Raw genomic sequence first — 25492 nt, 5'->3', positions numbered from 1 at the left:
AAGCATCAAAAGAGCTTAAAGCGTTTCCAACTCCTGACGCTAAAACGATTAACGAGCTTAAAAAACACTACGGTGTTAAGCCACATCGAGGTGTTAAAACGTTAATTGTTTATGGTACGCCTGATGAAAACGAAGTACGCGGTTTAGTAGCCTTAGTACTGCGTGGCGATCACGAATTAAATGAACTAAAAGCTGAAAAGCACCCATTAGTAGACTCTCCGCTTGAAATGGCAACAGAGACAGATATTGTTGCTGCTATTGGCGCAAAACCTGGCTCATTAGGCCCTGTCGGCTTATCTATGCCTATTATTGTTGATAGAGCAGCTAACATACTTGCTGATTTTGTTGCCGGTGCAAATAAAGACGATGAGCATTACAGCGGTATTAACTGGGATCGTGACGTAACTGATTACGAAGTTGCTGATATTCGTAATATTGTTGAAGGCGATATGAGCCCATGTGGCCAAGGCGTTTTACAAATTAAACGTGGTATTGAGGTAGGTCATATTTTCCAACTTGGCACTAAATACTCAGAAGCGATGAAAGCGGGTGTATTAAACGAAGGTGGTAAAAACCAAACCATGACTATGGGTTGTTACGGTATTGGTGTTTCACGTATTGTTGCTGCTGCTATTGAGCAGAACAACGATCAATACGGGATCATTTGGCCAAAATCAATCGCGCCATTCGATTTAGCAATTGTTCCAATGAACATGCACAAATCGCATCGTATTCCTGATATTGCAAATAACCTTTACCAAGGTTTAAAAGATGCTGGTCTTGATGTGTTATTTGATGACCGTAAAGAGCGCCCTGGTGTTATGTTTAACGATATGGAACTCATTGGTGTGCCATTTACGCTAGTAATTGGTGAGCGTAACCTTGACGAAAACAAAGTTGAGCTTAAAAACCGCCGTACAGGTGAAAAGCTAATGATTGATATCGATACAGCAATTGATGCAATTAAAGCAGCCGTTAAAGGTTAAGCTAAAAATACTTATAAGTAATTTTAAAACCGCTTTTTAAAAGCGGTTTTTTTATACCTAAATTTTATGTGTGTTATTTGGCTTTAGTATTACTGTCGTATAATTGTCATTTTTATTCCCTAAAGTATTTAACCTGAACTCTGGATAATAAATCTATCTCGAGCAGCTATTTTCAGCGCTAACTGCGTTGAATTTACTTGCAATAGGCTCGCTATTGACGCGTAAATTCGCCTTGTTTTCACTGAAAATCTCTGGCTAGAGAAAATAAATTTAAATATCACCATGATTCAATACCTTAGTAAATCTCTTAACCAAAGTTCTGGTTATTTAACTATTACACTCGATACTTTAGGGAATGAAAATGAGTAATGGCGCAAACACTAAGAAGCAACACTACCCTGCTATTTGGATATCTGATGTTCATTTAGGTTACAAAGACTGTAAAGCAGATTACTTACTCGATTTTTTAAACTCGGTAGAATCCGACACACTTTATTTAGTGGGTGATATTATTGATTTATGGTCAATGAAACGTCAGTTTTATTGGCACCCTTCGCATTATCAAGTATTAAACTCTATACAAAAAAAAGCAGCTAGCGGTACACGCGTCATTTATATTCCCGGTAATCATGACGAAACGTTTAGAAACTATATAAATCAAACGTTATTTGGTATTGAAATCCACCAGCAGTTTATTCACACCACTAAAGCTAATAAACGTTTTTTACTCGTACACGGTGATGATTTTGATTCCGCGACACGCTATAACAAACTTATTAGTATCGCGGGTGATGCAGGGTACGACTTTTTATTATTTTTAAACCGCTGGACCAATCGTATTCGAAAGCTATTTGGTGGTAATTACTACTCGCTTGCATCATGGATAAAAGCTCGCGTACACAAAGCACGTGAAGCGATTAAAGCCTTCGAAGATGCCGCAATTCATGAAGCTAAAAAACAAAACGTAGACGGTATTATTTGTGGACACATTCATCATCCCAAAATAAAAGTAGATGACGGAATTATGTATTGTAACGATGGAGACTGGATTGAGAGTTGTACGGCGCTGGTAGAGCAGCAAGATGGAAAAATTGAATTACTACATTGGTCAGACACACAAACCGTACTCGATAGCGCCGACATAACAAAGTTAAATATATCAACGGATGCTAAACCAAAAGAATCAGCTGCATAAGCAGCTGATTCTCATTTAATCACGATTAACTTAGCCAGGTGATTAACTTATCTTTCAGCGTTCTTGGCTTGATTGGTTTAGTAATATAGTCGTTCATGCCTGCAGTTAAACAACGTTCTCTATCACCTTCCATCGCGCTTGCTGTCATAGCAATAATAGGTATGTAAGTGTAGTCTACCCCGGCCTTACTATTTCTGATTTCACTTGTTGTATCGTAGCCATTTAAATTAGGCATTTGGCAATCCATTAAAATAACATCAAAAGCTTGCTCTGTGTTTTCTCTCAATGCTTCTAATGCTTCTACACCGTCTGATGCACAGGTGATTTTTACTTTAGTGCGTTTTAAAATCGCCTTAGCAACTTCAATATTAATCATATTATCGTCTACTAATAATATATGATAAGCAGATAAGTCAGGCTCTACTTGTTCTTCTGTTAAGCCTTTTGGTGGCGCTATAATACAATCATTACTGGCACCAAATAAGCTGGCTAACTTATAGCTAAATTGATCTTGGGTAAGCGGTTTATTTAGAATGTGGCTACCCTCAGGTAATATCATTTTAGTCGGTTTATCGGTCACCATGTCGCGTAAAATTAAGACGTACTTTTTATTAAACTGCTTACAGTAATCAATTAACGCATCAATTTGAGGATGCTCATCGTCAATCAATAATAAGTCAGCTTCAAACTCTTTATGCTCACTAAAGTAGTCGAGTCTTACAATGTTTTCTGCATTTACTTTACAGGTTAGTAGCAATAAATCGCACACGTTTTTATAAACGTTATCGCGCGCTATTAATGCCGCTACGTTAATACTTGTAGCAAGTTCAATACCTGTGTTTAGCTTTTTCTCTTGTGCTACATGTAGCTCAACTGTTGCGGTAAAGGTACTACCAGCACCCTTTTCACTTATAACCGTAATATTACCACCCATTAACTGAGCAAGTTTTTTACATATAGATAAGCCTAAGCCTGTACCACCAAAATGACGGGTTGTACTTGAATCTTCTTGTGTAAACACTTCAAATAGTTTGTCTATGTTCTCTGGCGCTATACCAATTCCGGTATCTTTTATTGTAAAGCTCATTAATAACTTTGAGTCGGTAATGTACTTAGAGCCGACAGTTAAACTTACTTCACCTCGGTGAGTAAATTTAAATGCATTATTAACTAAGTTAATTAAAATTTGTTTAAGTCGATGGCTGTCGCCAATAACCATTCTATCTACTACATCTTTTGTATCTAAAAACACTTCAAGACCTTTGCGCTGGCCCTGTAACGCTAAAGAGCTAATCATATCGCTACATACTGTAACAACATCAAATGTATGATTATCAATATCAAGCTTACCCGCTTCTATTTTAGAAAAATCGAGAATATCGTTAATCAAATTCATCAGAGAGTTAGCACTGCTATTAGCTAATTTTAAGTAATGGTATTGTTGTTCACTTAAGCCATCTTCTTTGAGCATTTCAAGCATACCCAAAACGCCATTCATCGGTGTGCGTATTTCGTGAGATATATTTGCTACAAAGTCACTTTTTGCTTGGCTCGCTGCTAATGCTTGATCAATTGCGCGCTCTAGCTCAACAGTCCTTTGTGATACTTTTAGCTCTAAAGTACTGTTTAAGCCTTCAAGCTCTGATTGAGTATTTTTTAATGAGCTAATATTTCTTAAAATAGCCGCTACCTGATAACGGTTATTGTAGACATCAAAAATACTACTGAGCGTAATTGAAAAGTATTGTTTGTTGCCATAACCATCTGTGTAGATAGCTTCAAAAGGCATTTTTGCTCCGTTTGAAATAGTCTCTTCTATACAGTTATTATCGGCTTCATTTAAGTTAAATAAAGAAACAAAGTCAGGGCTAGTGCCTGAGATTGAATTACCAAAAATTTCTTTAGCTGTATTATTAAAGTGAACAATTTCGCCGTTTTGCTCAATTGTAAAAATAGCATCCAGAGAATTTTCTATTACTTTATTGTTTTGCTCTTTTAGAGAATTAATTAACAACTTACGGTTTATAAAACGTTGGTATAAAAAGGCAATAACTAAAAATACGCTAAAAAATACTACTAGCATTGCAATAAAGTTTTGACGCCTTTCGTTCACCTTTGCAAACAACGTTTTAGTATCAACACTTACACCAAGCTCTAAAGGTAACATGGCAATATCACCATCAAGCGAAATACGCTTTTTTAACGTGTAAGCAATTGGGTAACTACTTAGCGGTAAAGTGCCTTGCTCTGCCATTGTGGTTGCAGTAGAAAATTCTTCAGTCCATGTTTGTGCTTTATTAAATTCAAAACCGAAGCGTAATTGAGGGTTTGGATGATATAAAAATTCACCTTCATTATTCATTAGGTAAATTTGTGTTCCTTGTGGAGATTCAACCGTTAAACTTTTTATTAATTTATCAGCAAAGTAGTTAGTGACTAATATTGCAAAAATTTTATTTTTTTCATCAAAAACAGGCTTAGCTACACGAAAAGTACTTATATAAGGTTCTTGTATCTGCCCATTTTCACGGTTGTAGTTAATAGGAGAAATATAAACACTTTTATTATCGAGCATACTCGCTTTTATCATGTAATCGCGTTGGCCTTTCTTTTGTAATTGCAGGCCTTGCAGTCGATTAATTTCTCCGAGTTGGTTTCTATCAACCCTGACAACTTCTTGTCCACCATCTGCGAGAATAATATAGCGAGCCTGAAGTATGCTGTCATCTGTGCGCATAAAACCACTAAAAATACTCGCTAAGCGTTCTTCCCAAACGTCAATGTGCGTGCCTAACAAGGGATCTATTTTCTTGTTTTCAGTGGCGCGAGTAATGCCTTTAATCGGGGGCGTTGCGTCTAAAAAGCGAATAGCGGTAACACTATCTTTAAGATGGTTTTTTAGTGAAAGGCTTTTTGTTTCAAGCTCACGTTTTAATTCTATTTGGGCTGAATTATAAACATCACTTCTTACTTTTTGGTCAAACAAATACAGAGATGGTAAAGCTATAAGAACAAATATTATTGTTGCAACGAGCATTAGTCTATTATTTTTTGTCACATTCAAAAAATTATTCTTTTTCAACATTTACCTTCACCATAAATTTTTATTGTTATTAGTATAGAGCATTAACGAAAGAATTGGACCATCTAACTAATCAGTTATCGTTATAATTTTTATAATAAAAAGACTAAATCATTAGTTTTATTTAGAGCGCACTCTCTATATGAATTATAAATGAATGCGCGTTCCCGTATTGACTCACGCAGCTTATAAAGTAGTTGTTTCAACCGATTATCCCTTTAAAATATAAAAGGTAGCCAATGCTACCTTTTATATTTTTAGAGTGCTAAATCTATATTATCTAAATAGTACATCTTCTCTGTTAAACCATTTAACGCAAAATGCCAGTAGACCAGCCGCAATGATTGCAGTAGCTAAAAATATTAAGCCCACAAATGTGTAATCAACAGTCCCTTTTACTATTTCTTTAATCGCTAAAGCCACGTTTGTAACAGGAATGAATGCTGTTTTAGCAGTAAGCTCCATATTTGGCATTATTGAAATAATAATAGGGAAAAATACACCCATGCTAAGCGGAGCCATGTAGTTTTGCGCTTCTTTAAACGTACGTGCATAAATAGATATAGCCAAAGCTAAGGCTGAGAATATAGCAGCCACAGGTAGTAGCAGTACAAATATCATCAGTAAATCGGTTACCGCTAATGTACTAAATGCCGCTTTAATAAAATCAAGATCAGCAAATGCTAACGCCAGTGCTATCCAGCAGCCCATACTCAAGACCGTTATGGTTGTGGAGGCAATGGATGTAGTTAACAAAGTTATAAATTTACCAAGCACCAGCTCTGTACGCGTAATAGGTGTAAGTAGGAGTGTTTCTAGTGTGCCGCGTTCTTTTTCGCCAGCGCCTAAATCAATAGCGGGATAAGTAGCCCCCATTAGTACTAATGGTATAAGTAAGTAAGGTAAAAACCCGCCAATTTTTTCGCCAAGGTTTTCACGTTTATCGGCTGTATCTACTTTAATGACTTCAATTGGGTTAAGAATGGATTTTTGAACAGACTCTTCAATACCAAAACTGATTAGCTTTTGAGTTTGCAGCACGTCACTGTATTCTTTTGCGAGCTCTTTGACGCGTTCGAATAAAAAGTTGATAGATTTTGAATCGTTAAATACAACCTGCCACTGACTTTGTTCACCATTATCTAGTGTTTGCTCAGCATGGCTTGGTAAATAAATACCCATATCAATATCGCCAGCTATAACGCCAGCTTTGAGCTCTTCAATGTTATTGAAGGTTTTAGCCCCTTTATAAAGCTCAAAACTTTTGTGATAAAACACTTTGTCAGTAAATTCTTGTGCGTATTCACCATTGATAATGGCATACGTATTTACTTTTTGTTCTGCATCCATCGCTGCTTGTGAGCTTATAAATGCCATTACGGCAAACAATAACGGAAATATAGCGACAGGGAGCGCAACAACAAATAATAGCGTTTTTTTGTCGCGTAATAACTCTCTTAATTCCTTTTTAAATACCTCAAACATCATGTTTCTCCGTTAATATGTTCATAAACGCTTGATTAAGCTCATCACTATTACCTGCTTGTTTAAATTCATCTACTGTTCCGTCGAAGCAGCTAATACCTTCGTTAATTACAGCGACTCGGTCACATAAAAGTGCAACTTCATCTAAATGATGGGTCGAAAAAATAACAGGTGTACCTTGCGCCTTTAAGCCTTTAATAAATTGAATAACGGTTTGCGTGGTCATTATATCGAGACCCGTTGTTGGCTCATCAAGCACAACAACTGCTGGGCGATGCACAACAGCACGCGCTATATTTGCTTTTTGCTTCATACCTGTTGATAGGTTTTCTGCGCGTTTATCTACAAACTTATGCATATCAAGCAATGTAAATAGCTCATCACAACGCGATGCAATATCGCTTTTGCTCATACCGTGGAGCTTTGCAAAATACTCTATGTTTTCTTTTACAGTTAAGCGGCCATACAAACCGGTAGAGCCCGATAAAAAACCGATAGACTTACGTCCCAGTAGCGGTTTTTTTACAATGTCGTTTCCGGCAATTGTTATTGAGCCTTCATCGGGCTTTAACGCGGTTGAAATCATTCTAAGTGTAGTCGTTTTACCCGCACCATTTGGGCCTAGCAACCCAAGTACTTCACCCTTTGCGCAGCTAAAACTCACATCTCGTACTGAGTGAAAGTAATCTTTATCTTCACGAGGGTCGATGTCGTCTATTTTATTTTTTTTGTGATCTTTAGTTAGCTTAAATTTCTTTTTAAGCCCAGCAACTTCTATCATGTTCGTATCCTTCGTTTCGCTCTAAAATAATCTGTATTGTTGTAAAAAGAGTCGTCTTTGTTTTCGTCATGCCAGCCTGGAACACCTAATAAAGGCAGTGGTGAAAGCTGTTTGTTATCAGCTAAGCAGTTATCTGTATTAATCATCTCATAAAGGGCTTGGTCAAGGTACTGGTATTGAGTTACTAAATCTTTACAAAATATTTCATTAGGTACACAAACAAATAACGCTTTACCTGTTAAGCCTATATAAGGTTTAGTAAGCATTTCGTAATTTGCATGACCAAACATAAAAGGTTTTATTGTTTTACCCCACTCATGTTTGTGTTCAACAAATGCTGTTTTCCATTGATGATCGCAAAGCCACTGCTGCCATTTACTATCACTTATAGCTAATACAACACCACATTCATCAAAGAGCGTTAGCGCATTACGATGCTTAGTACGCTGTTGTAATCCATGTTCAGCTATATCTTGCACATGACGCTGGTTAATAAGTGCTTTGGTTTTAGGAAATAAACACCAAATAAAGCCACCAAATAAGTCATGCCAATTCTCACTGCGTGTAGGTACAACACCCGTTTCAAAAATAACTTGTTCGTAATAACGATCGCCAAAGTCTACCTTTGCATCATCTTTAAAAGTAATAGGAATATTATTCGCATTAATAGCGGTTAAAAATGGAGAAAACCACTGCGGCGCCGGCCAATCTGTTAGTTCGTTAACTTTAAACAGCTCACGTAAATGCGCAAATGCACCTGTTTCTAAACTACTGATTTGCCACTGCTCGGGGGGAGTAAAACGCTTCATTTAAACCTTTAACTATTTATGCCTATAATTTACGAGAAGTTTACCGCAAAAACTGGTTCTACTTAATAGAAGTTAATATACTAATCACAACTTAAAACAAAAAAAGAGCTGACATGAAACATTATTTCTCTCTCACACTCCTCGCCACTGCTGTTTTAGCAGGTTGCGCAACAACAAGTATTACACCTACTGATGTAACAAATGGTTACAACAGTATTCAAGCTGATGAACTGGCTAAACATGTAAAAGTACTCGCATCGGACGAATTTGGTGGTCGTGCTCCTTCATCACCTGGCGAAAAGCTAACGCTTGACTATTTAACTGCGCAGTTTAAAGCTTTAGGTTTAAAACCAGGTAATGGCGACAGTTACTTACAAGAAGTGCCATTAGTTTCTTTAGAAGCAGATTCGAATATGGTGCTTAGTATTGGTGGTAAAGACTACCAATACAAAAAAGACATGGTTATGGGTAGCAGCCGCATAAGCGCACAAGAAGGCATAGAAAATTCTGAACTTGTATTTGTGGGCTACGGCGTTAACGCACCTGAATACAATTGGAATGATTACGAAGGTTTAGACGTTAAGGGCAAAACGGTTGTAATGCTGGTTAACGATCCGGGTTTTGCAACAAAAGACCCTGCTTTATTTACTGGCGACGCAATGACCTATTATGGGCGTTGGACATACAAATACGAAGAAGCGAGTCGCCGTGGTGCTGCAGGTGCAATTATTATTCATGAAACAGCACCTGCATCTTACCCGTGGTCAGTAGTTGAAAACTCATGGAGCGGTGAGCAGTTTGGTTTTCAAAAAGAAAACAACAACATGGACCGTGTAGCTGTTGAAGGCTGGGTTACAACTGACGTAGCAAAAGAGCTTTTTACTAAAGCAGGTTTAGATTTTGATACCGTTAAAACGAATGCTGCCAAAGGTGCTTACCATGTTGATATGGGCGATTTAACTGCTTCTGTTACTATTAAAAACACGATTAAAAAATCGGTGTCGTATAACTTTATCGCCACTTTACCTGGTAGTGAAAAACCAGATGAGCATGTTATTTACTCAGCTCATTGGGATCACTTAGGTACAGATAAAACACGTAAAGGCGATCAAATTTACAACGGTGCTCACGACAATGCAACGGGTACCGCTGGGCTAATTGAAGTAGCTGAAGCCTTTACTAAATTACCAAAGCACCCTAGCCGCTCAATGACATTTTTAGCGGTAACTGCTGAAGAGCAAGGCTTATTAGGGTCTAAATACTATGCGGCAAATCCAGTGATTGCAGCGAATAAAACAGTCGCTAACATAAACATGGATAGCTTAAATTTATTAGGCAAAGTAAAAGACATGAATGTGGTTGGTATTGGTAAATCACAAATGGATGAGTTTTTAGAAACTGCGGCTAAAGAGCAAGGCAGAACAATATCAGGCGATCCTAAACCGTCATCTGGTGGCTATTACCGCTCTGATCACTTTGCATTTGCTAACATGGGTATTCCAGCCATGTACGCAGGCGGTGGNGGCTGCTGATGAAGAAACGGCTAATTACCGTAAACGTATGAGCTTAGTACTTCGCGGTTGTTACCATCAACCATGTGACCGTTACCGTGATGAATGGGATTTATCGGGTGCTGTTCAAGACTTACAATTATTTTATAAGGTAGGTTTCGATATTTCTGAAACAGAACAGTGGCCAACGTGGAATACAAACTCTGAATTTCAGCGTAAGTAGCCCAATTTAATCACAGCCTTTAATTCAAATTTAAACTAACTTAGATTTGGCTATCGAAAAACTCAAACAGAGTAATCGATTTAAATAGATGTAAATGATATTGATTATCATTTAATTGAAATATACAGTGTGACCTAGTAAATTTATTAGGTCGCATTGTATGATTTCACTCCCTCACATTGGTTTTATTACTCCTGCCTCAAAACGATTTTTGAGCCAAAATAAGCGCTTACTGCTGCCTTTATTTATTCTAACTTGCCTTGCAATACCGCAATTACGCGAAATAACAATGACCGCACTAAGTGATGCATTTTTTCAAGTGAGTGTGTTTGTTGCTGCTACCCTTTTAATTTATTACTACGCTATAGAACACTTACCTCAATTAGAGCTTAGTTATTTAAGTGCCAAGTCCCCTATTTTAGAAATTAGCTTTGCAGCGCTTTTAGGTGCATTACCTGGCTGTGGTGGGGCTATTATTGTGGTTACTCAATTTACAAAAGGCCAAGCAAGCTTTGGTGCTATTGTTGCTGTGCTAACAGCTACAATGGGCGATGCAGCGTTTTTATTACTTGCTACCCGCCCTACTGAAGGCTTGTTAATTATGGGGATAGGGTTAGTTGTGGGTACATTCAGTGGTTTACTGGTTAATAAAATACACAAAAAAGACTTTTTACGCCCAACAGCGCAAGAACAAAAGCACCAAATTAAAATACTCTCAACTAACATTATTAAAATCAGTAAACCGGTTTGGATGGTAGCAATTATCCCAAGCCTTATAATTGCCTTTTTTATTGCGTTTAATGTTGATTTTTCACAGTTTGGTTCAAGCACAAGCACTGTAATTACGCTATTTGGTGCATTAATGGCTTTATTTATTGTGAGTATTTGGGCACTTTCGTCAAGAGGTGAAAGCTATCAAGAAGTAACGTCAGAAGACGATGCATGTAACCCCCCTTCTAAAATAATAAAAGTATTACAAGATACCCATTTTGTAACGGCATGGGTTGTAGCCTCTTTTATGCTATTTGAGATTTTGGTTAACATTACAGGACTTGATTTAAAAACGTGGTTTGTACATTACGCCTATTTAGCCCCATTAATTGCAGTGCTTATTGGATTTTCACCCGGCTGTGGCCCGCAAATAATTGTTACAACGCTTTATATTCAAGGCATTATTCCCTTTAGTGCTTTAGCAGGAAACGCAATTTCTAACGATGGTGATGCGTTATTTCCAGCAATAGCAATGGCGCCCAAAGCTGCAGTTATAGCTACACTTTATACGTCTATTCCCGCATTAATAGTTGGTTATGGGTTGTATTTTTTTGTTGAAATTTAAAAAATGAGATTTAAAAAACACAAAAGCTCAGCAATTGCTGAGCTTTTAACATGTTAAGTTATTCTTACTTATACAGTTGCTGGTTCTGCTGCTAATTCTTTAGGATTTGGACCAAAATCGTTTTCACCTTCGTGCGAATCTTGCGCAAGAAAAACAATTAAAACTATCCAGCCAATGATTGGTATTAACCAAAGCAACTGCCACCAGCCTGAACGGCCTGTGTCATGTAAACGACGAGCGCCAATACTTAAGCCAGGAATAAATAGCGCTAAGCTATAAATAGAGCTTACGAACATTGTGTTTGTAATACCATCTATAACACTTGTTAAAAGCGAAAAAATAATATTAATTAGCATAAACATCCAAAATGCTTTACGACGATTACGGCCTGAAAAATCTGCGTAGCTACGCAACGCGTTCATATAATGTTCCATGAAATTTCCTTAGTGTTATTTTTTATATTCCCTAACGGGGTTAATCTAATTACTTTTTAGTAACATTTGTATCTTAATTAAAAACAGCTGACATTAAAACAAAAAACCAGCTAAAAGCTGGTTTTTATTACATATTAACAATTTAGCTATTAACTCATAGCCATCATCATTGCCGATGGGTTTTCTAAGTACGATTTCCATAGGTTATTAAAGCGAGCAATAGTGCCCCCATCAATAACACGATGATCGCCAGACCAGCTCACTTGCATAATAGCTTTACTCACAACCTGCCCACTTTCATCAAAACGCGGTAGATGCTGCAGTTTACCTAGCGCAACAATAGCCACTTCTGGTTTATTAATTATAGGGGTCGCAATAGTGCCGCCAATAGCTCCAATGTTAGAGATGCTAATTGTCCCACCTTTTAAATCATCGGGTGCAACACGGCCTTCTCGCGCTGAATGAGTTAAACGGGTTAAATCATTTGCCACATCAACAATGCTCTTACTCTGGCACGATTTAATATTAGGCACTAACAAGCCAATTTTAGAATCAACCGCTATACCGATATTATGATCGTTATAATAGGTAAGCTCTGAGCATTCATCGTTCACTTTTGAATTAAGTACAGGGTACTCTTTCATTGCTAGCGAGAGTGCTTTTACAAAAAATGGCATCATGGTGAGCTTAACGCCTTGTGCTTTGTACTGCTCTTTTAAAGAGCTACGCAAAGCTATAAGCTGTGTTAAGTCTATTTCATCACTAAACGTAAAGTGCGGAATAGTTGAAACCGAAGCTACCATTTGCTTGGCCATGGCCGCTTTAATACCTTTAATTTGCTCTACTCGTACGCCACCGCTTTGATTCTGTGTTTGGTTTTGTACTGCACTTTGAGAAGCATCGCTATTAAGCGGTGAAGTATCAATAGTATTTGGCACTTCGCCTTTTACAAACTCTTCAATATCTTGCTTGTAAATACGTCCATTTTTACCACTACCTGGTACACAGGTTAAATCAACATCTAGCTCACGTGCTTTACGACGAACCGCAGGAGATGCAACCGCTTTTTGATTGATAACTTTAGCAGCTTGCTGCGTTTTAACAGGGGCAAATTTTTCAGCGACGGCATTAGCTTGAGCCTTTACGACCGCTTGGTTTATATCAACACTTGGTTTTGCTGCACTGCCTGCAATTGTCATTTGAAACAACGGGCTATGTACTTTTGCTATTTCACCTTTCTGGTAATATAGTTTTTTTACTGTGCCTGTATATTTTGCCGGAATTTGTACTAATGCTTTGTCGGTCATTACGTCACAAACCGCTTGGTCTTCTTCTATTTCGTCGCCTTCAGCAACTAACCAATCAACAATCTCACACTCAACAATACCTTCACCGATATCCGGTAATATAAAGTCCTCAACCACATCAGCTGCATCATTAGTTTTATTTTCAGCTTGTACTGGCTCTTGTACTACTTCATTGTTAGTGTTTTCACCTGCTACATCCATAGCGAATAAAGGGGCATGTACTTTAGCAATCTCACCTTTTAGATAATATAGCTTTGAAATAACGCCATCATGCACTGCCGGAATTTGTACTAATGCTTTGTCTGTCATAACATCGCAAATTGGCTGATCCTCAGATACGGTATCGCCTTCTTGTACTAGCCATTCAACTACTTCGCATTCAACAATGCCTTCACCAATATCGGGTAATATAAAATCTTTAGCCATGGTAACCCCTAAAAATCCATTGATTGTTTAATTGCAGCCAACACTTTTAGTGCATCCGGTACGTATTCTTTTTCAAGTGCCAGCGGGTATGGCGTATCTAGACCACATACACGTAAAATTGGCGACTCTAAATGCAAGAAACACTCTTGTTGTATTGTTGCGGCTATCTCTGCACCAAAGCCATTGGTTATAGGCGCTTCATGACTCACGATTAAACGGCCGGTTTTAATAACCGATTTAGCAATCGTTTCAACATCCCATGGTAAAATACTACGAAGATCAATAACTTCACAGCTTATACCTTGCTCACTTGCTTGCTTTGCTGCATCTTCAATAATCTCCATTTGAGCACCCCACGCTAAGAGCGTAATATCGGCACCCTCTTGCACTACTTCAGCCGTGCCTAATTCAATACTATAATCTTCTTCTGGCACTTCGCCAATTGATGCACGATATAAACGCTTAGGCTCAAAAAATATGACCGGGTTATCATCTTTAATTGATGCACGTAATAAACCTTTAGCTTGATAAGGGTTACGCGGTACAACTACTTTCAAACCCGGTGTGTGCGCAAAATACGCTTCGGGTGATTGTGAATGATATAAACCACCGGCAATACCGCCACCATAAGGTGTACGAATAGTTAAGTTACCCACATTAAATTCATTACCACTGCGATAACGAAATTTAGCGGCTTCATTTACTATTTGATCAAACGCTGGGAAAATATAATCAGCAAATTGAATTTCTGCCAATGCAGGCGCACCAAAAGCTGCTAAACCATTAGCAAAACCTAAAATACCTTGCTCGGTTAAAGGCGTATTAAAAACACGATGTTTACCGTACTTCTCTTGCAAGCCCGATGTTGCTCTAAATACACCACCGAAGTAACCAACATCTTCACCAAAAATACAGGCTTGAGGGTGTTCATTCATCGTAATATCGAGAGCAGAGTTAATTGCGTGGAGCATGTTCATTTTAGCCATTACTTAATTCTCCCTGCGGTTACTGGGTAAGCATCTGGATGCTGTTTGATATGTTCTTTTAGTTGCTCGTACTGGCGTTGCAATAATGGAATTGGTGTATCGTAAACGTCAGATACCAGTTCTTCTAAAGCGGGCTTTGCAACAACTTCAGCACGTTTAAGCGCTGCTAAAATTTCTTCACGAATCGACTCTTTTGCTTTTATATCGTCTTCTTCGTTTAACCAGTCTTGCTTGACCAACCATTTTCTAAATTTATCAATAGGGCACGTTTGATGATTAGCTTCTTCATCTTTAGAGCGATAACCACTTGGATCGTCTGACGTAGAGTGCGCACCCAAACGATAAGCAATCGATTCAATGAGTACAGGCTCACCTTGTGTTGAGGCTATTTCGCGTGCTTTTTTAGTCGCCGCATACACAGCAAGTGCATCTGTGCCATCAACACGAATTGTTTTAATGCCATAACCCACACCACGCGAGGCAATACCATCGCCTTTAAATTGCTCATCAGCAGGGGTTGATATTGCATAGCCGTTATTACGTGCAAAAAATATAACCGGCGCTCTGTGAACAGCGGCCATATTTAAACCGGCATGAAAGTCACCTTCAGATGCAGCACCTTCACCAAAGTAACAAATAGTCACATTATCAATTGTGCTGGCAAGCTCGCCTGTTTTAGCGTCGATGTGCTTTATTTTTTGGCCATATGCATAACCCGTTGCCTGTGGTATTTGCGTACCCAATGGCGATGAGATCGTCATGTAGTTTAGCGCTTTAGAACCATAGTGGATTGGCATTTGACGACCTTTGCCTAAATCCAATTCATTTGAAAACATTTGGTTCATAAATTGATCAAGCGTAAAGCCACGATAATGCAGGGCTGCCTGTTCACGATATTGAGCCATGATCATATCGTCTTGATCAAGTGCAGCAGCAGAGGCTGNGTAACTGCGGCTTCTTCGCCTAGGCATTGCATATAAAAACTAACACGGCCTTGGCGCTGCGCGCCTTGCATACGTTCATCTAACAAACGTATAAAACGCATTGTTTCATATAACTTAATAGCGGTATGTTTTGAAATGTCAGGTGCGGTTGCACTAGGATGAATGTCGCCGTCCTCAGTTAAAATACTAAGGGTTGGAATATTAAGCGCTTGACCATCAATAAATTCAAGCTCGTGGTTAATATTCAGCGATACGTTATTTGGATTACTCATAACCTACCTTCTTTTGTTGTCGGTAAAACAGTGCCCCTTTAAATTATTATTGTGGGTGATTGTTGCTGGTTAAACTTTGCAACATCTGCACTATCTTTAATTAAAGCTGCCAACACTTTACGTTAACGTAAAGTGTTATTCAACAGATCTGGGACGAAACAAAAGCAAATACTGGTTAAATAAGTGGCAAGTTAACGATACGGTTACTTTAATTAATAGTAATCATATAGTTAACTTCAAGCTATTAGTGGTCTGATGAGTTAAATTAGACGAAATTGCTATCAATATCCATTGGAATAACAGTAAGGAGTGCTCTTTGCCCTAATGCTACGCTCGCATTTGGAAAAATAATAGCCTCTCCTTCAACGTCAGCGTAAATCGCTGTATCACCATCGGTTGCAAGTAGTTCACCTTTCGCAAAGCCAGTAAAGTTCTCGGCATCGTCAGAAAAAGGAAAACTAAAATCGTTCTGCGTTCTATTAATTGTGCGATGGACAGCAAACAATTCAAAATCGTTTGCATTAAATTCAGGGTATTTAACTTCATTTTGACTAATTAATGCAGTTAAGGTTTGCTTTGTTTTTTCAAAGCGAGCTATATCGTTTTGACCAAATGGCTTAACTTGACCCAGCTCTACCGTAAAAGAGTCAGCACCGTGTATAAATGACGAATAATAGCTAAATGTTGTTGCAGGAGATTTCATCATAAGCACGGTATTTACACCACAACTCAATAAAAATTGTAGCTGCGACTTTTTCCATGGCTTACCATGTAAAAATGGATACACAGCAAATTTTTCGTTTTTAGAGCCTCTAATTGCAGTGTGCAAGTCGTAATGACATCGCGTACTGCCTTGCTCGCCACGTGTATAAAAATCGCTTACGTATTGCTCAAGCTTTGCAGCGCGGTTTCGCTCATTATTCATTGGTACACCTTCAACTGTATGGTGACCATTAAATAATCTATTTAAGTTTTCTTCTACAAAACGCAGGCCAATATTAATTGATTGTGGATTACCGTAAATAAACAAAGCGCGCTGCTTAAGTATCAGCTCGCCTTTTATAATTTGTTTAATAAGTGCATCACAAATTTCAATTGGCGCAGTTTCGTTACCGTGTACAGCGCTTGAATAAACTACATCTTTTGACGTTGTAACAGCAGGTTGAAACTCAATGACTCCGGTATCGTGTATATTTACAAGAGTCCCATTATCTAAAACAAACTCACCTGCATCTAAATGCCATTCGTTGTCACGACTAAGCGTTAAAAAATCGCCAGTTTGTTTTAATTCATTTAAGTAAGATGGATTGGCTGACATATAATAAGCCCTTTAAAAATAATGTGAGAGTAGACTCTTATGCATATATTTTTATAAATACACAAGGTATAGAAACGAAAACGGCTGAATAAATCAGCCGTTTTAAAATTATTAGATTAAGTTAGCTTATAACGGAATCTACAAGCTTTTTAGCTTCTTTTTCAAGTAACGCTAAATGCTCTTCACCTTTAAATGATTCAAGGTATATTTTATAAATATCTTCAGTACCTGATGGACGCGCTGCAAACCAGCCANATCGTTACCGGGTGCATGAGTCAATTTTTGCAAAATAGGCTCGCCAGCAAGTGTATCTGCTTTAACATCAGAAGCACTCAATGCTTTTAAACGTGATTTTTGACCGCTTGTGGCTGGTGCATCTAGGCGTTTATAAATTGGAGAACCAAACTCTTGTTCTAATTCTTTATAAAGCGCTGATGGCGTTTTACCTGTCACAGCTAGTATTTCTGCAGCGAGTAGACCCATAATGAAGCCGTCTTTATCTGTACACCATACAGAGCCATCAAAACGTAAGAATGCAGCACCTGCGCTTTCTTCACCACCAAAGGCAAGCTTGCCTTTGCTTAAGCCTTCAACAAACCATTTAAAGCCTACTGGTACTTCTTTAACCTTACGGTTGTTACGAGCAGCTACTTTGTCGATCATAGAGCTAGAAACCAATGTTTTACCAATTTCTACGGTTTCATTCCAATCACGGTGTTTAAGTAAGTAATCGATTGCCACTGCTAAAAAGTGGTTTGGATTCATTAAACCATCTGGCGTTACAATACCGTGACGATCGTAGTCAGGGTCGTTACCAATAGACACATCAAAATCATCTTTTAGTGCAATAAGATTTGCCATTGAATAAGGTGATGAACAATCCATACGAATTTTGCCGTCTTTATCAAGTGGCATAAAAGCAAAACGTGGATCAACAACATCATTAACTACGGTTAAATCTAAATTATATTTTTTTGCAATGACTGGCCAAAAGTTGATGCCTGAACCACCTAGTGGATCGATACCTATTTTAATACCTGCATCGCTGATTGCTTTTAAATTAACGATATTTGCTAAGTCATCAATATAAGGAGTCATTAAATCTTCGTAGCGGATAAAGCCAGAACGCGAAGCTTTAGCGAATGGAAATAACTCAACTTCAACTAAATCTTCTAATAAAAGTTGATTTGCTCTGTCTTCAATCCATTTAGTGACGTCGGTATCAGCAGGCCCNCCCGCCATTAGGTGGGTTGTATTTAAAGCCACCATCTTCAGGAGGGTTATGCGAAGGCGTAACAACAATCCCGTCTGCTAATTCATTTGGGTGTAGCTTATTGTGGCTCACTATGGCATGGCTGATAACTGGCGTTGGTGTAAAATCACCGTCTTCTTGCGTTATCACTTGCACTTCGTTAGCAACTAATACTTCAATAGCCGAGTTAAATGCAGCTTCACTCAATGCGTGTGTGTCTTTGCCTAAAAATAACGGACCAAATATGTCATTTTGTTTTCTGTAATCACAAATAGCCTGAGTAATAGCTAAAATGTGTGACTCGTTAAATTTAACATCGTAAGAACAACCACGGTGCCCTGAGGTACCAAAGGCAACACAATGCTCTGGATTTTGTTCAAGATCAGGTTCATTTAAGTAATACGCAGATACTAATTTAGGTACGTTAACCAGTGCCGATTGTGGAGCAGTTTTGCCTGCGCCTGAGTGAATAGCCATTATATTTCCTTACAGGTAATCGCGAATTTTTTCAGCTTGCTCTGCACTATATCCAAGGCAAAGAGCAACTTCATGAAGCATCATTTTTTTACGCGTTGTATTAGAATTAGTCATAACCCAATATTCACTATCGGTTATGTTTTTAGGATTCATACTACTACCGCTATTTACTAAAGCTTCTTTACTAGTAGCAAAGTAAACACGGTCACGCCCTTTTATGTCTAATACCGCAGAAAAATCAGTTTTATGTGTGCGGTAAAATGCACTTAAAATAAACAAAAAGCGTCCAACAACACCTTTTTGCATTGCCAGCTCTTCTTTATTTAATACATTAAAAACATTATCGCTTTTTTGCTTCACGGGTGCGTGAGCTACAGGCGTTTGTTTTTTTGAAGTCTCAGCAGCAGATGGCTCTGAGCTTTTTAATGTGGCGGTAGACGTAGTCGCAGTTTGATTATTTTGAGTTAGTTCTACGTTTGCGGTTTGAATTTTTTCGCCGCTCAGATTTAATAAACGACGTAAAATAGTGGATGCACTTTCACCAATACTTTGCGTATTGCTTGCAATATATTGATATAACTCGTCGTCTATGTCGATTTGTTTCATGTTCTTCCTGTCATTACGGGTCACATTTTTTTCTCCCGTGTGATTATACCCAAACCAATCAGAAATGCGAGTTACAACAAGCACTCCGGTAAACATATTAATATTTACCTCATTGTTGTTGATTTAACAAACAAAAGCACAATTTAATAAATAGTCGCTGTATTTTTTGCTTTTTAGAGCAATGCTCGGCAAACTATGGCGAAATTTTCAGGAGGCGGGTATGCAGTTAAATTACAAGCAACAAGGGCAAGGTCCTAATGTTATTTTGATACATGGGCTTTTTGGATCATTAGAAAACCTAAATGTAATAGCAAAACCATTAAGTGAACACTTTAATGTTATTAACGTCGATTTACGTAACCACGGGCTTTCTCCGCATAGCAACGAAATGAACTACCCGGCAATGGCACAAGATATTGTTGAGTTATTAGCACATTTGAACATAGATAAAGCACATTTAGTTGGGCATTCTATGGGTGGTAAAGTAGCAATGGAATTAGCACTTACACATCCTGAACTTGTAAATAAGCTTGTTGTACTTGATATAGCACCTGTTAGTTACCCTGCTCGGCACACAAAAATATTACAGGCATTAAAAGCGGTTTCAGCACAATCAATAGACGATAGAAAACAAGCTGATATAATTATGCAGCCTTACATAGAAGAACTGGGAGTTCGACAGTTTCTACTTAAAAGCCTCGCTAAAAATGAGGAAGATCATTTTGCATGGCGATTTAACTTAAATGTGCTTGACGAAAAATATTCTACTATCACATCCAATGTTAATGAAAATAATTCTTGTTTGTGCGATACTCTTTTCATTAAAGGTAATGATTCTGACTATATTTTGCCCGAGCATCGTACTGCAATTAAAGCTCGCTTTAAAAATACCAAGGCTAAAATAATTCATGGCGCAGGCCATTGGCTTCATGCTCAAAAGCCACTTGCTGTAAATAAAGCGATAAACGACTTTTTAACTGCGGTTTAAAGCAATTTTAATCGCGTGTTTTTGATTTTGCGCACTAAATATATGAATAATTATATGCTATAGTACGCGCCGTTTAATTTAAAGGTTATACGTTGATGGTCAGTCAGTTAATTAACGAATTTGATACCCTAGGGTTGTATTTTGGCTTAGCCGGTATTTTCATATTCATCGGCATGGCAATTAAAGACGTACTAAAAAGTGGCAATGTGCCTAAGTTCGGACAATACATTGTCTGGGGCGTGCTCTTTTTAGGTTGTTCAGGCTTTATTGCTAAAGGTCTTATTCAAGTATTTTGGCAAGGCGCAGGTGTAGGTTAAGCATGGCGAAGTCAGAAACAGATAGAACTACACTCGATTTATTTGAATACGAAAAACGCCCAGGCAGACCTAAAACCAATCCCCTTTCACGGGATATGCAGTTAAAGGTAAATAAACGTAATCAAATAAAAAGAGATAAAGCACGTGGCTTAAAGCGTGTTGAATTTAAAGTTTCATCGCAGTTATATCAAGCATTGAGTGATATGGCAGATGCACAAAATATTAGCCGCAGTGCGCTGATTGAAACGATTTTACAAGAAAGATTGGCTATTGATACATAAAAGGTTTTAAATCCATGGCAAGTGTAGGCATTTTTTTCGGAAGTGACACAGGTAACACAGAACACGTAGCAAAAATGATCCAAAAAGAATTGGGTAAAAAGCTAGTGGCTGTTCATGATATTGCAAAAAGCTCTAAAGAAGAGATTGCTGAATTTGATTTGATCTTATTCGGTATCCCTACTTGGTACTACGGCGAAGCACAATGTGACTGGGATGACTTTTTTCCAGAACTTGAAGAAGTTGACTTTGAAGGTAAACTTGTTGCTATTTTTGGTTGTGGAGACCAAGAAGATTACGCTGAGTACTTTTTAGATGCGATGGGCATGATCAACGATATCGTTACTGAACGTGGCGCTATTGTTGTTGGTCATTGGCCGAGCGAAAGCTATGACTTTGAAGCATCTAAAGGCATGGCTGATGATAAGCATTTTGTAGGTTTGGGCATCGACGAAGACCGTCAACCAGAGCTTACAGAACAACGTGTTAAAGCATGGTCTGCTCAAGTATATGAAGAAATGTGTTTAAGTGAATTAGCTGACTAATTTACTGCATATATCGCTAGCTGTTTAAATAATTATCAAACAGTTAGCGTTTTAAGCTTTAGTGGCAATATAAATCAATTGTTCTTTGCACTTAACGCTTAGGCACGTTATCCTGTTTGTTGCTAATGTGTCGTGTACATCTTTGCAAGATGTCTAGTATAACCAAATAAAATTGAGACAGATTTAATGACTGATCATAACTTGGAACTTAAAAAAGCCGGTTTAAAAGTAACTTTACCGCGTATTAAAATATTAGAGATTTTACAATCTCCAGATAACCAACACATCAGTGCTGAAGATGTTTACAAAATTCTTTTGGATCTAGGTGAAGAAATTGGTCTTGCAACTGTATACCGCGTACTTAACCAATTTGATGATGCGGGTATTGTAAGCCGTCATCACTTTGAAGGTGGCAAATCAGTATTTGAACTTTCAGGAAGCACACACCACGATCATTTAGTATGTTTGAAGTGTGGCAAAGTTGTAGAGTTTGAAGATGAGATGATTGAACGTCGTCAACTTGAAATTTCTGAAGAAAATGGTATTACACTTACAAACCATTCTTTATATTTATACGGTGAGTGTAATGATAAAGCAGCGTGTAAAGAATTTAGCGACGCTAACAGCTAATACCGCTTTTAAAAAGCAATAAAAAACCTGCTAAGTGCAGGTTTTTTTGTGTCTAAAATACGCTTGTAATGAATATACCCAGTAAAAACTGGGGATATTAAACCTGAACTCTGGTTAAGAGATTTACCAACGTATTGAATCATGGTGATATTTAAATTTATTTTCTCTAGCCAGAGATTTTAAGTGAAAACAAGGCGAATTCACGCGTCAATAGCTGGCCTATTGCAAGTAAATTCAACGCAGTTAGCGCTGAAAATAGCTGCTCGAGATAGATTTATTATCCAGAGTTCAGGTTTTTTAGATATTACTTATTGAGTTTTAGACCATGAATCACGAAGACCCACTGTTTGGTTAAATACAACGTTCTCTGATTTAGAATCACGAGAGAAATAACCTGTACGCTCAAACTGAAAGCCCTGCTCTGCTTGTGAATTAGCAAGCGATGGCTCTAATTTAGCGTTTGATAAAACAACCAGTGACTCAGGATTTAATGTTGTTTCAAACTCATCAGCGGCTGCTGGGTTTGGAACACTAAACAAACGATCGTATAAACGAACTTCTGCCGTAATAGACTCTGGTGCTGAAACCCAGTGAATAACACCTTTTACTTTACGACCATCACTTGGGTTTTTACCAAGTGTTTCGCTGTCGTATGTACAGAAGATAGTTGTGATTTCACCATTTTCGTCTTTTTCAACACGCTGTGCTTTAATAACATACGCACCACGTAAGCGTACTTCTTTATCAAGCACTAAACGTTTAAACTTGTTATTCGCTTCTTCTTTAAAGTCTTCTCGTTCAATATAGATTTCACGAGTAAATGGTACATCACGACGACCCATTTCTTCTTTATTTGGGTGGTTAGCCACTGATAAAGTTTCAACTTTATCTGCATCGTAGTTTTCAATAACAACTTTAACAGGATCGAGTACGGCCATTGCACGTGGTGCATTTTCGTTTAGATCCTCACGGATACATGCTTCAAGCATACCCATTTCAACCATATTCTCTTGTTTTGTTACACCAATACGCAAACAAAACTCACGGATTGAACCTGGTGTATAACCACGGCGACGTAGACCTGCAATTGTAGGCATGCGTGGGTCATCCCACCCTTCTACATGGTTATTTACCACTAAATCACTTAGCTTACGCTTAGACATAATTGTGTATTCAAGATTTAAACGTGAAAACTCAATTTGCTGTGGGTGACACTCTAAACTAATGTTATCAAGTACCCAGTCGTACAAACGACGGTTATCTTGAAACTCGAGTGTGCATAATGAATGTGTAATACCTTCGAGTGCATCAGAAATACAGTGCGTGAAGTCATACATTGGGTAAATGCACCACTTGTCTGCTGTTTGATGATGATGAGCAAAACGTACGCGATAAATAATTGGATCGCGAAGCACCATAAATGAACTAGCCATATCAATTTTAGCACGTAGGACACATTCACCTTCTTTGAATTCGCCAGCACGCATTTTTTCAAATAACGCTAGGTTTGCTTCAACTGATGTATCTCTGTACGGGCTATTTTTACCTGGCTCTTTCAATGTACCACGGTATTGGCGTGCTTCGTCTGCTGTTAAAAAGCAAACGTACGCTAAGCCTTTATTTATAAGCTCAACAGCGTAACCATATAAAGTATCAAAATAGTTAGAAGAATACTTTATATCGCCATCCCAGTTAAAACCTAACCACTGTACGTCTTCTTTTATAGAATTAACGTAGTTAATGTCTTCTTTTTCTGGGTTTGTATCGTCAAAACGTAAGTTACATAAACCGTTATAATCTTTTGCGATGCCAAAATTTAAACAAATTGATTTGGCATGACCAATATGCAAAAAGCCATTAGGTTCAGGTGGAAAACGTGTATGCGTTGTTGCATGCTTTTTACTTGCTAAGTCTTCATCAATTCGGGTTCTAATAAAGTTACTTGGGCGATTCTCAATTTCCGCCATAGGAGTGCAGTCCTCTAAATATTACGTAATAACAAAACTAATGCATTATTACAAAAACATACACTAACATACAGCACTAGATTAAGGTTTATTTTTGATATTGCTTAACTTTAATTCAGCTGAACCATTGTTTATGAATAAAATTTGTTTTAACGCAATATTTAAGTCATCTAAACAGTTTATAGTAGGTAAATAACCTACATTATAAGGATTCGAAGATGGCGACACTTAATCAACATCGTGTATATATTCCAACTAATGCACGCGCTAACCACTATCTTTTAGCTGAAATAACCCCTAATCACGATTTTTATAAAAGCTTTAGTGATATAAATTGCTGCTATGAACGTATTGCACGCCAGCTGTTCGCTTCTTGTGATGAGTATGAGCTTTATAATGTGCACTTATTAGCGAATGATAAACTACCCGTTGTAAGATTTAATGATGAGTCTTATCAATTAGAAACAGATAAACAAATGCTCTTTTTTTATAATCCTCGTTATCACGAAGCGCATAAGATTTATTACACTGAAGGTACACCGAGTAAAAAAATACGCATTCTATTTTTAGCAACAGGCGATGATTTACGAGCCAACTCTGCAGAATTTCATAATAAAGTTCAAAAAGTGTTAGACACTTTACAAGAACAACTCTTAATAAATCAACCCCAGTTTAAACTACGCGACCATCAACACTTAACGTATGACCTATTTGCTAAAGAAAAAGGCAACAAGGAAAGCTATGGTTACAAATTAAGAAGTCTCTACCCTCGCTACCAGTCAAGACAATGCAGCATACCCAATGATTATGCTGAGATGACTTACGCCACTTTTACTATACCGGTTTCGCGCGCAATTAAAACGCAGTTTCAAACACTAATGAACACAAACGACTATGCTAAATTTTATGACTACTTTGCATATGCATTTATACGTGCGTGTCAAAATAACAACTTAAACCATGGCGCTATGGTTGCTAACGGCGCAACGCCTATTATACGCAATAGTAAAATAGATAAGAGTGAAGGCAATGATGAACTTCAAAAGTTAAGTTTTGATATTGAATCTAATGAAAATCAAATTAAGCACTTTTATGAAGCAAATAAATTAGTAGAAACGCTGCATTTTGTAGTAGTAGCAACGCAGCAGGATAAACATGAAATGGGCTACGGTCGATTTATGAACCAAGTAGAAAAAACAATCTATACTCTGTGTAATGAGCTGGCTATAAATAAACAACGCCAAGACTTATCTGTACGTTTTTTCCAGCATATTAGTTACCCGTTCTAAATTTTCATCTAATAACAAAAAGGCCCGCATATGCGGGCCTTTTTAAAG

At 37.8% G+C, this 25492-nt stretch carries 19 protein-coding genes and 3 pseudogenes; 10 read left to right on the top strand and 12 right to left on the bottom strand.

Annotated elements, in window-relative coordinates; genetic code table 11:
* Both proS and L654_RS0108315 read left to right on the top strand, forming a co-directional pair.
* Nucleotides 1–986 (top strand): proline--tRNA ligase (proS, locus tag L654_RS0108320; RefSeq protein ID WP_024607767.1); only part of this gene is annotated, 986 nt, incomplete at its 5' end.
* A 361-nt stretch (nt 987–1347) separates the two neighbouring features.
* On the top strand, nt 1348–2181 hold the full coding sequence (locus L654_RS0108315) for a UDP-2,3-diacylglucosamine diphosphatase (RefSeq protein WP_024607766.1): 834 nt from the start codon (nt 1348–1350) through the stop codon (nt 2179–2181).
* A gap of 25 nt (nt 2182–2206) precedes the next feature.
* Here L654_RS0108315 and L654_RS0108310 read toward each other — a convergent pair whose 3' ends face one another.
* The 4 genes from L654_RS0108310 to L654_RS0108295 all read right to left on the bottom strand — a co-directional run bounded on the left by L654_RS0108310 (nt 2207) and on the right by L654_RS0108295 (nt 8338).
* Entirely contained in the window at nt 2207–5266 is a 3060-nt protein-coding gene (locus L654_RS0108310; protein WP_024607765.1) for an ATP-binding protein, read from the bottom strand.
* 273 nt (nt 5267–5539) lie between these two features.
* Nucleotides 5540–6748, bottom strand: a complete 1209-nt coding sequence (locus L654_RS0108305; RefSeq protein WP_008171197.1) for an ABC transporter permease — start codon at nt 6746–6748, stop codon at nt 5540–5542.
* Nucleotides 6741–7529 carry an ATP-binding cassette domain-containing protein gene (locus L654_RS0108300; RefSeq protein ID WP_007586825.1) on the bottom strand — a complete coding sequence of 263 codons (789 nt, stop codon included), beginning with the start codon at nt 7527–7529 and terminating at the stop codon, nt 6741–6743. The genes L654_RS0108305 and L654_RS0108300 overlap by 8 nt, the downstream gene beginning before the upstream one ends.
* Nucleotides 7526–8338, bottom strand: coding sequence for a DUF3025 domain-containing protein (locus tag L654_RS0108295; RefSeq protein ID WP_024607764.1), 813 nt, complete (start codon nt 8336–8338; stop codon nt 7526–7528). The genes L654_RS0108300 and L654_RS0108295 overlap by 4 nt, the downstream gene beginning before the upstream one ends.
* A gap of 113 nt (nt 8339–8451) precedes the next feature.
* On the opposite strand from L654_RS0108295, the pseudogene L654_RS01000000125760 reads away from it, so the two are divergent.
* Nucleotides 8452–10072 (top strand): annotated as a pseudogene (locus L654_RS01000000125760) (M28 family metallopeptidase).
* A gap of 160 nt (nt 10073–10232) precedes the next feature.
* Nucleotides 10233–11408 carry a putative manganese transporter gene (locus L654_RS0108285; RefSeq protein ID WP_024607763.1) on the top strand — a complete coding sequence of 392 codons (1176 nt, stop codon included), beginning with the start codon at nt 10233–10235 and terminating at the stop codon, nt 11406–11408.
* Between the two features lie 68 nt (nt 11409–11476).
* Here L654_RS0108285 and L654_RS0108280 read toward each other — a convergent pair whose 3' ends face one another.
* The 7 genes and pseudogenes from L654_RS0108280 to seqA form a co-directional block, all read right to left on the bottom strand.
* Nucleotides 11477–11842 carry a DUF805 domain-containing protein gene (locus L654_RS0108280; RefSeq protein WP_024607762.1) on the bottom strand — a complete coding sequence of 122 codons (366 nt, stop codon included), beginning with the start codon at nt 11840–11842 and terminating at the stop codon, nt 11477–11479.
* A gap of 149 nt (nt 11843–11991) precedes the next feature.
* Entirely contained in the window at nt 11992–13575 is a 1584-nt protein-coding gene (locus L654_RS0108275) for a dihydrolipoyllysine-residue acetyltransferase (protein ID WP_024589207.1), read from the bottom strand.
* Nucleotides 13576–13583: 8 nt separating this feature from the next.
* Nucleotides 13584–14561, bottom strand: a complete 978-nt coding sequence (locus tag L654_RS0108270) for a transketolase C-terminal domain-containing protein (RefSeq protein WP_008171214.1) — start codon at nt 14559–14561, stop codon at nt 13584–13586.
* A pseudogene (locus L654_RS01000000125755) lies at nt 14561–15777 on the bottom strand (thiamine pyrophosphate-dependent dehydrogenase E1 component subunit alpha). The gene L654_RS0108270 and the pseudogene L654_RS01000000125755 overlap by 1 nt, the downstream one beginning before the upstream one ends.
* A 265-nt stretch (nt 15778–16042) precedes the next feature.
* Complete coding sequence (astE, locus tag L654_RS0108260; protein WP_024607761.1) at nt 16043–17095, bottom strand: succinylglutamate desuccinylase; 1053 nt, start codon at nt 17093–17095, stop codon at nt 16043–16045.
* A gap of 121 nt (nt 17096–17216) precedes the next feature.
* A pseudogene (gene pgm / locus L654_RS01000000125750) lies at nt 17217–18824 on the bottom strand (phosphoglucomutase (alpha-D-glucose-1,6-bisphosphate-dependent)).
* A 9-nt stretch (nt 18825–18833) separates the two neighbouring features.
* Nucleotides 18834–19430, bottom strand: coding sequence for a replication initiation negative regulator SeqA (gene seqA, locus L654_RS0108250; protein WP_024589204.1), 597 nt, complete (start codon nt 19428–19430; stop codon nt 18834–18836).
* 220 nt (nt 19431–19650) lie between these two features.
* Here seqA and L654_RS0108245 point away from each other — a divergent pair, with 220 nt between their 5' ends.
* The 5 genes from L654_RS0108245 (at nt 19651) to fur (ending at nt 22188) form a co-directional block, all read left to right on the top strand.
* Nucleotides 19651–20418: an alpha/beta fold hydrolase gene (locus tag L654_RS0108245; RefSeq protein WP_024607760.1), complete on the top strand. Its 768-nt coding sequence runs from the start codon at nt 19651–19653 to the stop codon at nt 20416–20418.
* A 95-nt stretch (nt 20419–20513) separates the two neighbouring features.
* Nucleotides 20514–20735 carry a DUF2788 domain-containing protein gene (locus L654_RS0108240; RefSeq protein WP_002962930.1) on the top strand — a complete coding sequence of 74 codons (222 nt, stop codon included), beginning with the start codon at nt 20514–20516 and terminating at the stop codon, nt 20733–20735.
* 2 nt (nt 20736–20737) lie between these two features.
* Nucleotides 20738–21016: a LexA regulated protein gene (ybfE, locus tag L654_RS0108235; protein ID WP_002962928.1), complete on the top strand. Its 279-nt coding sequence runs from the start codon at nt 20738–20740 to the stop codon at nt 21014–21016.
* A 14-nt stretch (nt 21017–21030) separates the two neighbouring features.
* Nucleotides 21031–21558: a flavodoxin FldA gene (fldA, locus tag L654_RS0108230; RefSeq protein WP_007586856.1), complete on the top strand. Its 528-nt coding sequence runs from the start codon at nt 21031–21033 to the stop codon at nt 21556–21558.
* Nucleotides 21559–21744: 186 nt separating this feature from the next.
* A complete protein-coding gene (fur, locus tag L654_RS0108225; protein WP_007586857.1) occupies nt 21745–22188 on the top strand; it encodes a ferric iron uptake transcriptional regulator in 444 nt (147 codons plus the stop codon).
* 308 nt (nt 22189–22496) lie between these two features.
* On the opposite strand, the gene glnS is transcribed toward fur, so the two are convergent.
* Entirely contained in the window at nt 22497–24155 is a 1659-nt protein-coding gene (gene glnS / locus L654_RS0108220; protein ID WP_024589203.1) for a glutamine--tRNA ligase, read from the bottom strand.
* Nucleotides 24156–24373: 218 nt separating this feature from the next.
* Between glnS and L654_RS0108215 the strand changes: the two genes are divergently transcribed.
* Nucleotides 24374–25444, top strand: a complete 1071-nt coding sequence (locus L654_RS0108215; protein ID WP_024589202.1) for a DUF3083 family protein — start codon at nt 24374–24376, stop codon at nt 25442–25444.
* Nucleotides 25445–25492 lie beyond the last annotated feature (48 nt).

Origin of the sequence: Pseudoalteromonas sp. TAB23, assembly GCF_000498075.1 — a bacterium.
In the GTDB taxonomy this organism is placed as follows: Bacteria; Pseudomonadota; Gammaproteobacteria; order Enterobacterales; family Alteromonadaceae; genus Pseudoalteromonas; species Pseudoalteromonas arctica.
This window is presented reverse-complemented; position numbering and strand designations above follow the sequence as displayed.